Annotated in this window: 13 protein-coding genes and 1 tRNA gene; 7 read left to right on the forward strand and 7 right to left on the reverse strand. The window is 75.0% G+C overall.

Annotated features, from left to right (window positions below):
- Positions 1-29: 29 nt before the first annotated feature.
- The 4 genes from AC5L34_RS07680 to AC5L34_RS07695 all read right to left on the reverse strand — a co-directional run bounded on the left by AC5L34_RS07680 (position 30) and on the right by AC5L34_RS07695 (position 4477).
- Complete coding sequence (locus AC5L34_RS07680; protein ID WP_494824249.1) at positions 30-1151, reverse strand: hypothetical protein; 1122 nt, start codon at positions 1149-1151, stop codon at positions 30-32.
- A 139-nt stretch (positions 1152-1290) separates the two neighbouring features.
- Complete coding sequence (locus AC5L34_RS07685; RefSeq protein ID WP_494824251.1) at positions 1291-2016, reverse strand: YcnI family copper-binding membrane protein; 726 nt, start codon at positions 2014-2016, stop codon at positions 1291-1293.
- Positions 2017-2032: 16 nt separating this feature from the next.
- Positions 2033-3697, reverse strand: coding sequence for a copper resistance CopC/CopD family protein (locus tag AC5L34_RS07690; RefSeq protein ID WP_494824656.1), 1665 nt, complete (start codon positions 3695-3697; stop codon positions 2033-2035).
- Between the two features lie 135 nt (positions 3698-3832).
- Positions 3833-4477 carry a zf-HC2 domain-containing protein gene (locus AC5L34_RS07695; RefSeq protein WP_363898101.1) on the reverse strand — a complete coding sequence of 215 codons (645 nt, stop codon included), beginning with the start codon at positions 4475-4477 and terminating at the stop codon, positions 3833-3835.
- A gap of 107 nt (positions 4478-4584) precedes the next feature.
- Between AC5L34_RS07695 and AC5L34_RS07700 the strand changes: the two genes are divergently transcribed.
- From AC5L34_RS07700 to AC5L34_RS07730, 7 genes are all read left to right on the forward strand, one after another.
- A complete protein-coding gene (locus AC5L34_RS07700) occupies positions 4585-5175 on the forward strand; it encodes a sigma factor-like helix-turn-helix DNA-binding protein (RefSeq protein WP_441174127.1) in 591 nt (196 codons plus the stop codon).
- Positions 5176-5206: 31 nt separating this feature from the next.
- Entirely contained in the window at positions 5207-5731 is a 525-nt protein-coding gene (locus AC5L34_RS07705; RefSeq protein WP_494824253.1) for a MauE/DoxX family redox-associated membrane protein, read from the forward strand.
- Entirely contained in the window at positions 5724-6440 is a 717-nt protein-coding gene (locus AC5L34_RS07710; protein WP_441174130.1) for a DsbA family protein, read from the forward strand. The genes AC5L34_RS07705 and AC5L34_RS07710 overlap by 8 nt, the downstream gene beginning before the upstream one ends.
- Entirely contained in the window at positions 6437-7546 is a 1110-nt protein-coding gene (locus AC5L34_RS07715; RefSeq protein ID WP_441174131.1) for a hypothetical protein, read from the forward strand. The genes AC5L34_RS07710 and AC5L34_RS07715 overlap by 4 nt, the downstream gene beginning before the upstream one ends.
- Positions 7547-7603: 57 nt before the next feature.
- Positions 7604-8080: a thioredoxin-dependent thiol peroxidase gene (gene bcp, locus AC5L34_RS07720; RefSeq protein WP_494824255.1), complete on the forward strand. Its 477-nt coding sequence runs from the start codon at positions 7604-7606 to the stop codon at positions 8078-8080.
- A gap of 132 nt (positions 8081-8212) precedes the next feature.
- Positions 8213-8295 (forward strand) — tRNA-Leu (locus tag AC5L34_RS07725).
- 67 nt (positions 8296-8362) lie between these two features.
- The gene (locus AC5L34_RS07730; protein WP_494824257.1) at positions 8363-8902 is read left to right on the forward strand and encodes a GNAT family N-acetyltransferase; all 540 of its coding nucleotides are present in this window, start codon (positions 8363-8365) and stop codon (positions 8900-8902) included.
- Between the two features lie 191 nt (positions 8903-9093).
- On the opposite strand, the gene AC5L34_RS07735 is transcribed toward AC5L34_RS07730, so the two are convergent.
- The 3 genes from AC5L34_RS07735 to AC5L34_RS07745 form a co-directional block, all read right to left on the reverse strand.
- Complete coding sequence (locus tag AC5L34_RS07735) at positions 9094-9582, reverse strand: hypothetical protein (RefSeq protein ID WP_441174135.1); 489 nt, start codon at positions 9580-9582, stop codon at positions 9094-9096.
- 397 nt (positions 9583-9979) lie between these two features.
- A complete protein-coding gene (locus tag AC5L34_RS07740) occupies positions 9980-10804 on the reverse strand; it encodes an MOSC domain-containing protein (RefSeq protein WP_494824259.1) in 825 nt (274 codons plus the stop codon).
- Between the two features lie 91 nt (positions 10805-10895).
- Entirely contained in the window at positions 10896-11729 is an 834-nt protein-coding gene (locus AC5L34_RS07745; RefSeq protein ID WP_089001751.1) for a class I SAM-dependent methyltransferase, read from the reverse strand.
- Positions 11730-11854 lie beyond the last annotated feature (125 nt).

Genomic DNA, 11854 nt, shown 5'->3' on the forward strand with positions numbered 1-11854 from the left:
CAGCGCGGAGGGCCGTCCGCCGTCGTGGCTCAGCGCCCGTCGTCCGGTGGCCGCCGGTCGGGGTCGAGGGTGGCGGTGTCGCCGGAGGCGGCAGGCGCGACGGCGGCGTCGGGGGTCTCGGGGACGGCAGGGGCGGCGGGGCGGAGGCGGGCCTCCGCGGCGACGGGGTCGGCCGCCTCCTCGGGGGCGACGGGCGGCCAGGCCAGCGTGAGGTTCACCTCGGGCGGCCGGAGCGCCGGATCGCCCCCGGCGAGGTCCGCGAGCGTCGCGGGCCGACGGGCGGGCACCGGCCCGATCGCCGGTCGGGCCCCCGGCGCGGCGGCGCCGACCGAGGCGAGCTGACGCCCGGCGAGGCGGGACCGGTCGCTGTCCCGGGTCGGCTGCGCGCCGAGGCCGCTGAGCGAGGTCACCCCGAGGCGGCCGGCGAGCACCGGCACCTGGTCGGGCTCGACCACGAAGACCACCTCGCGGGGGCGCACCGGGCGCAGCAGGAGCAGGGCCAGCACCACGGTCAGCACCCCGCCGGCCAGCAGCCCGGCGGTCACCGGGGCGGTCCAGCCGGCCCGCAGCCCCGCGCGCAGTTCCAGGGTCAGGTCGGCGCGCCCGTCGGGGCGCATCACCACCAGGCTCAGCCCCCGGTCGGCCAGCTCCGCCGGGGTCCACTCCAGCCCGCCGATCCTCTCGCGTACCCAGAAGGGCTGCCCGATCGGCGCGGGAGCGGCCGACGGAGCGGAACCGGCGGACGGCGCGGGACCGGCGGACGGCGCGGGACCGGCGGGCTCCAGCCGGACCGGCAGCGGCCCCCGGGCCAGCGCCACCCGGCGCACCTCGGCGTGCGCGTACGGGTCGAGCCAGCGCCGCACCTCGTCGGTGGGGGCCAACCCGACGAAGGCCGGGCCGTCGGGCGTCCGGGCGTCCAGCCGGAGCCGGGCCTGCCCGGCGCGGGCGAACGGCGCCTCGGCCCGCAACAGCTCGTCGACGTCCCGGACGACCACCGCGTGGCCCGGGGTCTGCACGGTCTCGAACCGGGCGCTGAAGGCACCACCGGGGTCGGTCTGCCGGGCGAGCAGCGCGAGCGCCCCACCGGTGAGCAGCCCCGTGATCCCGACCGTCAGCAGCAGCATGGCGGCGAGCACCCGCACGAACCGCATTCGCCTCGTCCCCCTCCGTAGCCGGATACCCGGCCGACCTTACCGACGAGGGGCGACTGATCAGCGGATATCCACGGCACGGGCCCGGAAAGCAGCCGGCCCGCCGGTGCTCCGACGGGCCGGCAGCGGTGCGGGTGGGTCACTCCCGCGACGTCGGCGCCCGCCGCGTACGCGAGAAGGCGAGCCCGCCGAGCAGCAGGCCGCCCACGCCGGCGACCAGGCCCGCGACCGCGAGCCCGGTGGCCACTCCGTCGCTCTCGGCGTCGTCATCGTCGTCGGCCTGCGGCGCGGCGGCGCCGGTGGGGGCGGCCGACGGCGAGGCCGCCGTCAGGGTGAGCACGGGGGCGGGGGTCTCCGGCTCCTCGCCGCCGGGGAGCGGCTCCTCGATCCACCGCTGCACGTTGCCGTCGGAGTAGGTCTGCAACGTCTTGAAGACCATCGTCTCGACCTGCGGCAGCGGACCCATCGAGACCGGGAACTCCTGGAACTGGCCGGGCTTGACCCCCGCGTTCCCGGCCGCCGTCCAGGTGATCTTGGAGACGACCTCGCTGAGCTGGCTGCCGTGCACCTCGACCGGCGGGTCCACCTTGCGCTTCTCCACCGCCACCGTCCAGCCGGGCACCGGCATGGTCGACACGGAGCCGACGGGCGCGTTCTCCGGCAGCACCACCTCCAGCTTCGTGGTGGAGGCCGTGTCGCTCTCGTTCGGCACCCGGAAGGCGAACCGGCCGTAGCCGCCCTGCGCGGCCTCCTGCGGGTCGACCGTGACGTGGGCCGAGGCGGGCGCCGCGAAGCCGAGGACGGCGGTGGCGACGGCGCCGAGCGCCAGGGCGGCGGCGCTTGCGGTACGCCGGAGACGGATCATGGTGCGAGCCTTCCTGTTACCTGATCGGCACGGTGGCGGTCACCGTGGCCTGGTCGATGTCCGACGTGCGGACGGTGACGCGCAGCTGCCACTCCCCGGCCGCCGGGAAGTTGATCTCGCCGGTGGCATGGTTGTCGGTCAGGGGCAGCAGCGGGACCTGGATGGGCTCGATCCCCGCCGTCGGCAGGGCGACCGTGGCCCGCCACTCCACCACCGGCTGGGGCCGGTTGTCCTTCGTGTACGCGTAGAAGTGCACGGTGTTGTTGCCCCGCTCGGCCGGGTCCAGCTCGATCTGGAGCGAGTAGTTCGGGCTGGACAGCGTCGTGGAGAAGTAGCGGGGCGTCGAGCCGGCCACGTCGGCGCCGGCGGTGCGGGCGGGGGTGGTCTGCACCAGGACGGCGGACAGGCCGAGGACCACCGCCGTGATCGCCAGCTCCGCCCAGACCGCCCGCCGCATCGACGTCGGCCGGCCGGCCGCGGTGCGCCGGCGCACCAACTGCCGGGAGTACGCGGCCACCGCGATCACCAGCACGAAGAGCGCGATCTTGCCCAGCACCAGCCGCCCGTAGAAGGTGTCGACCAGCGCGCGGGGGGTGGCCACCTCGATCAGCGCCTGTACGGTGCCGGCGAGCAGCAGCGCCGAGACGGCCAGCGCCGCCCAGCGCGACCAGATCGGCAGGATCGCGCCCAGCTCCCGCTCGTCGGCCCGGGGCAGCAGGAAGACGGCGAGCAGCACGAGCCCGCCCAGCCAGACCGCCATGCCGCCCAGGTGCACGGCGTCGACGACCACGGAGACCGCCGGGGCGGGCGAGGCCGCCGGGTGCCCGGCCAGCGGCCAGGTCACCAGCGCCGCCGCACCGAGTACGCCCAGGATGACCAGGTCGCTGCGTTCGACCGGCCCTGCCATCAGGGGCCGGAGCAGGAACGCCGCCGCCGCCAACAGGCCCAGCCGGACCAGGTGCGCGGCGCCGAAGGCGCTGCCCAGCACGTCGCTCAGCCCCTGGCCGGTGACGTCGAGCACGCCGCCGCCGGCGGTGTAGGGCACCTGGAGCAGGAGGTTCGCCACCGTGGAGGCCGCCAGCAGGCCGAGCCCCGCCCAGGCCAGGCGGGCCGGGCCCCGCCGGGGCAGCCGCCGGGGCCAGAGCGCGGCGAGCACCAGCGCCGAGCCGACGAGCAGCAGCAGGCCGACGTAGCCGGCGTACTTGGCGACCTTGACCGCGTTGCCGACGACCGGGTCGGCCCGGCTGTCGTCCCCGCTGTCGACCGGGGGCGTCGAGGGCGCGCCGACGGAGTAGGTGAACGCGCCCGAGACGGGATGGCTGTCGGCGGAGATCACCCGGTAGCTGACCAGGTAGGTGCCGCGCGCCCCGGCGGGGTCGACCGGCACGGTGACCACGGTGCCCTCGAAGGTCGGTTCGCCGCGGTCGGCGCGGGACCCGTCCGGTGCGATCACCCTGATCTTGCCGGGCACCTTGCGGACGGACTCGCTGAACGTGAGCACGACCTCCGCCGGCGCGTTCGACACCACGGCCGAGGCGATCGGGCTGCTGCTCACCAGTACCGCGTGGGCGCTGGCGGGACCGGCGGGTGCGATCAGCAGGGCGACGACGGTGACCAGCAGGCCGGCGATGGCGAGCAGCCGGGCGATCGGGCGGCGGTTGGCGACGTTCATGCCGGCAATGCTCTCGAATCCGACCGGTCCGGCGCGACTCCAACCATGCCCGACGCCGCCGGCGCGACCGCGACCGACGATGCCGGTACCCGCCCGGCCGCGCGCACGTCCGGCGGGATCGCGCCCGGCCCGGCCGGCGCGGCGTCAGCCATGGCGGGCCAGGAGGGCGGCCGACGGCCGGCGGTCCGGCTCGTCGCTGACCCGACCAAGCGCCCAGAGCAGCCCCGCCTGCACCACGGCGGCCAGGTGACCGACCTCGTGCACCAGGGCGGTCGTCGAGTTCGCGATGTCCACCGCGCTGGTACCGGCCAGGCAGACCGCCAGCACCAGTGCCACCGGCACGAACGCGCGGGCCCGCTCGGGCCGCCACGCGGCGAGCGCGAAGCCGACGGCCAGCGCCACGTCGAAGGAGGCCATCTCGCGGCTGGTGTGCGGATCGACGCTCACGCCCAGCCCGGCGAGCAGCACCGGCAGGGCGATCGACAGCTGGGCGACCGCGGCCACCGCGACCGCCACCCGCAGCACCTGCCGGCGGGCCGCCCGGGCCGCCGCCCGGGTACGTCCCGCCGCGAGCGGGTCGGCGGCGACGGCCGCCAGCACCGACGCGGTGAGGTCCGGCACCGCCACCGCCTGCACCCGGACCAGCCGGGTCACCTGCTCGGCCCGGGCCAGCCAGGCCCGGCAGCCGGGGCAGCTCTCCGCGTGCGCGTCCAGCACCGCCGGCGCCGCCAGCGGGTCCTCGCCGTCCAGCCGCGCCGACAGCGCCGCGCGTACGTCGTCGCATGTCATGTGGGGGTAGTCGGACGGCGCGACGGAATAGTTCCCGAGGTGGCGCAGGCCATGGAAGGGCCGAAGGACCCTCCCGGCCCCGGCGCCGCCGCGTAACCTGGATTGTCGTGATCCCCGCCCCGCGCGAGACCCCCGCCGCCAGTCCGACCGGTGACGCGGGCGCCACCGCGCGGGAATCGGCGACCGAGTGGGCCCTGGCCGCCCGCGACGGGGACCCCGTCGCCCAGGCCGCGTTCGTCCGGCTGACCCAGGCCGAGGTGTGGCGTTTCACCGCCGCCCTGGTCGACCCGGACAGCGCCGACGACCTGACCCAGGAGACCTACCTGCGGGCGTTCCGGGCGCTGCCGGCGTTCGAGGGCCGCTCCAGCGCACGCACCTGGCTGCTGGGCATCGCCCGCCGGGCCTGCGCCGACCACCTGCGCACGGTCGTCCGTCGCCGCCGGCTCGGCGAGCGGCTCGCCGCCAACGCCTGGACGGACCGGCCGCACCCGGACCCCGCCGGCCAGTTCGGCGCCGCCGACCTGGTGCGCCGGCTGCCCGCCGAGCGACGCGCGGCGTTCGTGCTCACCCAACTGCTCGGCCTGTCGTACGCCGAGGCCGCCGCCGTGGAGGGGGTGCCGGTGGGCACCATCCGCTCCCGGGTGGCCCGGGCCCGCAACGACCTCGTCGAGGCGGTCGGCGACGCCCTCGCCGGATGACCGGGAACTTCCACCGGGGACGGGACGACCAATGATCGTGACCGCACCGCACACCCGGGTCGCCCGCTGGCCCGCCGTCCGCCCCTGGCTCGGGGTCGCCGTCCGGCTGGGCCTGGCCGCCGTGTGGCTGGTCGCCGGCGGCAGCAAGGTCGGTGACCTGGCCGCCTCCGGCCGCGCCGTCAACGCCTACCAGGTCATGCCGTACGACCTCGCCACGATGATCGGCGCGGCGCTGCCCTTCGTCGAGCTGGCGCTGGGCCTGCTGCTGCTGATCGGGCTGGCCACGCGGCTCTCCGCCGGGATCTCCGCGGCGCTGGTGGTGGTCTTCATCGTCGGCATCGTCTCGGCCTGGAGCCGGGGCCTCGCCATCGACTGCGGCTGCTTCGGCGCCGGCGGGGAGCTCGCCGAGGGCCAGACCCCGAGCTACCTCCCGGAGATCCTCCGGGACCTGGGCTTCCTGGCACTGGCCGGGTTCCTGCTGATCTGGCCCCGCACCCCCGTCTCCGTGGACGGCTGGCTGGCGGGGGACGCATCCGTGGAGGACGAGGATGAGTAGTCGCAAGGGGCAGAAGGGCGCCGCCCGGGTGGTCCGCGAGCAGCTGGCCCGGGAGCGGCGGCGCAAGCGCACGCTCTGGGTCTCCGTGGCCGCCGTGGCCCTCCTGGTCGTCGCCGGCCTCATCGGCTGGAGCGTCTACTCCAGCCAGCGCTCGGACGACTTCACCGCGCCCACCGGCTCGAACGAGGCCGGCACCGGGATCGTCGCCGGATCGGGCCCGGTCACCGTGGACATCTACGAGGACTTCCTCTGCCCGGCCTGCAAGCAGTTCGAGCAGGCCAGCGGCCCGACGCTCGACCAGCTCATCAGCGAGGGCAAGGTCCGGGTCGTCTACCACCCGGTGGCGTACCTGAACCGCTTCTCCACCACCCAGTACTCGACCCGCTCCTCGGCCGCCTCCGGTTGCGCGGCGGAGGGCGGCCGGTACCGCGAGTACGCCAAGGCGCTGTTCGACCGGCAGCCGCCGGAGGGCGGTGCGGGGCTCAGCGACGCGGAACTGGTCGACATCGCGGTGGGGGCCGGCCTCGACCGGGACGGCTTCGCCTCCTGCCTGCGGGAGGGCACCTTCAAGCCGTGGACCGAGCACGTGACGGAGGAGGCCAGCAAGGCCAACATCACCGGCACCCCGACGATCCTGGTCGACGGCGAGGAGATCGCCGACCGCAGCCCGGAGGGGATCAAGGCGGCGGTGGAGGCGGCCGGCAAGTGATCCGCCACCTGGTGACGCGCGCCGGGCTGGTGCTCGTCGGCGCGTTGGCCGCGACGGCCGCGTTCGCCGGGCCGGCCGCCGCGCACGGCGCGGACGCCCCCGACGGCACCGACTACCGCGCCGAGGTGAGCGCCGTCACCCCGGCCCGCCCCGGCCTGAGCGTACGGGTGATCGAGGCGGGCGCGCGGCTGGAGCTGACCAACACCGGCGACCGCCCCGTCGAGGTGCTCGGTTACTCCGGCGAGCCCTACCTGCGGGTCGGCCCCGACGGCGTGTACGAGAACACCCGCTCCCCCGCGACCTACCTGAACCGGACCATCGCCGGGGACACGCGGCTGCCGGCCGAGGCCGACCCCGCCGCCGCGCCCGACTGGCGGCGGGTCGACGACTCCGCCACGGTGCGCTGGCACGACCAACGGGCCCTCTGGCGGGAGTCGGCGCCGCCGCCGCAGGTGCGTGCCGCCCCCGACCGGGAGCACCGGGTGCGGGACTGGACGGTGCCGCTGCGCGCCGGCACCGAGGCGGGGGAGATCCGCGGCACTCTCGACTGGGTGCCGCCGCCGGACGCGTACGTCTGGTGGGTGGTCGCCACGGTCGGGCTGCTGGCCGTGGGGGCGCTCGGGCTGTTGCCGGCCCGCTCCGGGCCGGGCGCGCGGGCACTGGCCGGGCTCGGCGGGCTGCTGGTCCTCGGCGGGGTGGCCGCGGTGGTGTTCACCGTGGGCCGGGAGCTGGACGCCGGCGCGCAGGGCGTGGGTGGGGTGCTGACCGGCCTGCTGGGCGGCCAGGTCTGGGCGCTGCTGACCGGGCTCGGCGCGATCGCCGCCGGGGTCTTCGCGGTGGCCCGCCGGCCGGCCGCCGACTTCGCGCTGGCGCTGGCCGGGGCCTGCCTGGCGCTCTTCGCCGGGGTGGCGAACGCCGCCGTCTTCGCCCGCGCCGTCGCCCCCGTGCCCTGGCCGGCGACGACGGCCCGGATCCTGATCGCCCTGATCCTCGTCGCCGGTGCCGGCGCCACGGCAGCCGGCGCCCTCCGCCTCCACGCCGCCTCCCGCCCCTCCCCCTCTCCCCGCCCCTCGTCCCCGCCCCCCGCTCCACCCCTCGTCCGCTGACGGTCAGGGGACGGCGTGCCGCCCGGGGCCGGCCGGAGGCGGCGGTAGGGTCGTGCCATGACCGCGCCCGACCGCCTCTCCCCCGGTGACCCCGCTCCGGAGTTCAGCCTCCCCACCGACACCGGCGAGACGCTCTCGCTGGCCGACCTGCGCGGCCGAAAGGTCGTCCTGTACGCCTACCCGGCGGCCATGACGCCCGGCTGCACCAAGCAGGCGTGCGACTTCCGCGACTCGCTCGCCTCACTCCAGGCCGCCGGCTACGAGGTCGTCGGGATCTCGCCCGACAAGCCGGAGAAGCTGGCGAAGTTCCGCGAGCGCGACGCCATCACCTTCCCGCTGGTCGCCGACGTCGACAGGTCCGTGCTGACCGCCTACGGCGCGTACGGCGAGAAGCAGTCGTACGGCAGGACGGTGACCGGCGTGATCCGCTCGACCTTCGTGATCGACACGGACGGCAAGATCGAGCGCGCGCTCTACAACGTCAAGGCCACCGGTCACGTCGCCAAGCTGCGCCGCGACCTCGGGCTGGACTGAGGTCGCGGCGCACGCCGTCCGCCCGGTTCGCGGCCTCGGGGCCCGGTCGCGCCGCCGGCCGGGCACCCGGGGGTCGATCCCGTGGCCGGGCCCACCACGGATGCGGCGCGACACTCTAGACTTTGCGGGTCGGCGGGAGTGGCGTAACGGCAGCCGCGGTAGGTTTAGGTCCTATTGTCCGAAAGGACGTGGGGGTTCGAATCCCCCCTCCCGCACCGAGCACCCCTGTCGCGCGCATCACGATCGGGGGTCGACGCGGTCCCGCACGGTGAGGATTACCGGGTGAGCCTGCGCTTCGTCCTCGATCCCGAGCTGACCCCCGAGCTGCGCGAACGGATCGTCGACCTCTGGGTCGACGTCACCAACGCCGGCGGCGCGGTCGGCTTCGTGCCACCGGTCGCCGCCGCCGACGTCCGGCACACGGCGGAGCCCACCTTCGCCGGCATCACCGACGGCCCCGACCGCCTCCTCGTCGGGTACGCGGGCGGGCGACCCGTCGCCGCGCTGATCTTCTGCGACAACCGGTTCGGCCTCAAGGCACACTGGTGCGTACTGAAGCGGGTGATGGTCCATCCCGACACCCAGGGCCACGGGTACGGCGCCGCGCTGATGCGCGAGGCCGAGCGCCTCGGCCGCACGATGGGCTGGGAGGCGCTGCACGTGACCGTCCGCGACGGGCTGGGGCTGGACCGGTTCTACCGGGGACTCGGTTACCGGGAGATCGGCCGGCTGCCCGGCGCGCTGCGGGTCGCCCCCGGCGACGACCGCGACGAGATCCTCATGTGGCTGGACCTCACCGCCCCGCCGGCACCCGCACGCTGAGCCGCGAGCCCGGCCTCATCCCCCGCACCTGCGCGGCGACGTGGACCCGGGCGCGGAAGGCGCGACCACCGCGCCCGGGGCTTGCCGCTTGAAGACGCGCGGGGCTCCAGACAGCGGAGCCCCGCGCGGAAAGCGAGCCGTACCACCCCGAGAGCAACCCGAGGTCTCAGGACACCGACTGGCTGTCCGGATCAGCCCGTGACCCGCAGCTCGAGCAGGACGGCAGGGGGCAGGGTGTCGTCTTCTCCCACCCCGACACCGACCCAACCGTTCTTGGGGAGGGCAACCGTCTGGGTTTCGCCGTCCACGCTCACCCTGGCGGATGCCGTGTGACTGTCACCACGGATCTGGTAGACATCCGAGATCTCCAGGGTCAGGTAGCCGGGTGCGCCCTTGACCGTGAAGCAGTATCCGCTGAGCTTCGCGTAGCTCCGGACGATGATCTGGTTGGTGGCGCCGGTCACGCACTCGGCAAAGATGATCTTCCCGTCACCCTTGATCAACTTGATGCCGTCGCTGGCTTCGATCTGGGCGGCCCCCGGGTAGCTGAAGTCCTCCTCGATCGAGGGCGGCGCGTCCTCCAAGGCAGCGCTGGCGGCGCCGGAGACCAGCGTCATGCCGCCTGCGACGGCGACGCCGGCGACCAATCCGGTGACGAGCAGCGCCCGAAAGTTCTTCACTCTTGACCTCGCTTACCTCGAACATGGCCCAACAGGATCGGTGGCTTGGTGTTGGCCGCCGTCGTCGCGACGCCCGCAGTCCAAATCGGGCGACGGACGCTCCGGGGAGAAGCGCCGACCATCCTATCGATGCACATGAGTTATCAGAGGCCCCCCGTGAAGCCTCGGAACAAGCTGCGATCGTCGCAGGATTCCGACCTTAGAGCACGCCAGGCAACGCCGCTGCCCCGTCGATCGCCCCCGGAATCGCCCTCCGCACGGGCGAGGAGGGGCGGCGTTCAGGTCACCTAAGGAGATCGACGCTCGCCACAGCGCTCACGCGCGGCCGCCCTCGGCGCAGCCCCCCGCTGGCAGCGGACCCGGCAACGTGGTGCGGCGGAGCCCGCGTGCGCCCAGCTCACGCGGGGCGATCGGGCACGAGCGGATCGCCGACCGCGATACTGCCCGTTTCCTCGGGAACCAGGTGCAGTCCGAAGAGGAGCTTCCGGTCGACGTTGCGGTGGCGGCCCAGGGTGCGCAGTGGTTCCTTCCCGCGTACGCCCGTCTCCTGGTCGGTGGTCGTGACCACACAGCGGTCGCACGGCCCGGCGGCGCGGAAGCGGACGCCGCCGATGCGCAGCGGGCGGCCGACCCAGTCGTCCTCTGCCCAGGCCGACGCACCCTCCACCACCAGGTTGGGGCGGAACCGCGCCATCGGCACGGGCTCCTCGCCGGCCTCGGCGAGCCAGCCGTTGAGCGCGTCGAGCGAGGCGACGGTGGCCAGCAGCAGCGGATAGGCGTCGGCGAAGCTGACCCGGTCGCCGGTGTCGTGCTCCCGGTCCCCCGGCGGGATGTGCCGGGTCGGTCGGGCGAGCCAGACCAGCCGGGCGGCGCGGCCCAGGACCTGACCGACCCAGGCGTCGGCCGCCGGCCCGGCGGAAAGCGCGGGCACCGGCAGCTTCCGGTTGCGGAACGTCCGCACCGCGACGGGCTCGCCGCCCGTCGGCTCGGGGACGTCCAGCTCGGGATGCCCCTCGGCGCGCAGCAGCAGCCCGCCGCCGTGCGGCGTGGCGTGCAGGGCGACCAGACGCACGGTCTCCCGCTGGGTGACGCCGACGCCCTCGGCGTCGACGATCATCCAGCGCCGGTCGCCGGCCAGGCCCCACGGCTCGACCCCCGCGACGTCGTGGTCGAGCCGGTGGCAGCCCTTGACGGGGTACGTGTGGATGGCGCTCAACCGCATGCGCCCACCCTGCCACGGCCCGCCGCCGACCGGTGCCCCGGAGAGTGCTGGGCTGCTCACCCGGGCGCCCGCGCCGAGCCTGAGGGGCACCTCACCAGGCGACGCCGATGCCGTCTCCCGGGTACCAGTGGTTGGCGGGCGTCTCCCGGTAGGCGAGGAACCGCCGGCCGGTGCGCTCGGCGTGCTCGGCGAGGACGTTGGTGGCGGTGACGTTGTCGGTGAGCAGGAACGCCCCCGGCGCCAGCCTGCTCTCGACCGCCTCGAACTCGCGCTTCTCGTGGGCCCGGCTGTGGTCGCTGTCGTGCAGGAAGAGGTCGACCGGCCGGTCGAGCGCGGCGATGGAGGCGATGGAGTCGCCGATGACCAGGTCGACCACCTCCGACCAGGGCGCGGTACGGGCGAGGTAGCCAGCCTCGGGGTTGATGTCCAACGAGGTGACCCGGCCGGGGTGGCCGTCGGCGACGTTGCGCAGCAGCGCGGCGGCGAGCACGCAACTGCCGAGCCCCTTGTCGACGCCGGTCTCCACGACGTGCGTCGGCTTCGTGGCGCGCACGATGGCGTACCAGCCGATGCGGCGGGCGTAGCGGACCTGTCTGTCGGCCAGGCCCCGGCGGGCGGCGCCGGCGGTGGCGGACTCGATGTGCCGGCGCAGCACGTCGTCCGACTCGATCTCGGCGAAGTACGCCCGGACCTGCTTGACGGGCACGTCGCAGACCACGCTGACGAACCAGGCGAGGTGGTGGCGGCTCAGTTTGGTCAGCTCGTACGTGTAGTTGTGATGCTCCCGCGAGGTGACCAGCCAGCGGGCCGACGTGCGCAGCACCTTGGCGTCGTGGCGGGCGACGCGGGCCAGGCGCTTGGGGAAGGCCGCGACGGGGGCGAGGCGGGTGCGGGCGATGGCCCGTCGGAGCTTCGTTGCGTCCACGGAAGGGTTCTACCAGCCGGAAGCGAACAGGTGTAGGGGAAAGCTCCGTTGGCCCGGATGAGGTGGACCGTGTACGACGGAATGGGACGGGTCGGCACGGATGGGGGCCGTCACCAGCCGGATGA

The organism is Micromonospora sp. ZG13, assembly GCF_059359355.1.

Excerpts from the sequence above, each read along its gene's own strand:
- AC5L34_RS07680 (WP_494824249.1), bottom strand. The coding sequence starts at position 1,151 with ATGCGGTTCGTGCGGGTGCTCGCCGCCATGCTGCTGCTGACGGTCGGG.
- AC5L34_RS07685 (WP_494824251.1), bottom strand. The coding sequence starts at position 2,016 with ATGATCCGTCTCCGGCGTACCGCAAGCGCCGCCGCCCTGGCGCTCGGC.
- AC5L34_RS07695 (WP_363898101.1), bottom strand. The coding sequence starts at position 4,477 with ATGACATGCGACGACGTACGCGCGGCGCTGTCGGCGCGGCTGGACGGC.
- AC5L34_RS07705 (WP_494824253.1), top strand. The coding sequence starts at position 5,207 with ATGATCGTGACCGCACCGCACACCCGGGTCGCCCGCTGGCCCGCCGTC.
- AC5L34_RS07710 (WP_441174130.1), top strand. The coding sequence starts at position 5,724 with ATGAGTAGTCGCAAGGGGCAGAAGGGCGCCGCCCGGGTGGTCCGCGAG.
- bcp (WP_494824255.1), top strand. The coding sequence starts at position 7,604 with ATGACCGCGCCCGACCGCCTCTCCCCCGGTGACCCCGCTCCGGAGTTC.
- AC5L34_RS07740 (WP_494824259.1), bottom strand. The coding sequence starts at position 10,804 with ATGCGGTTGAGCGCCATCCACACGTACCCCGTCAAGGGCTGCCACCGG.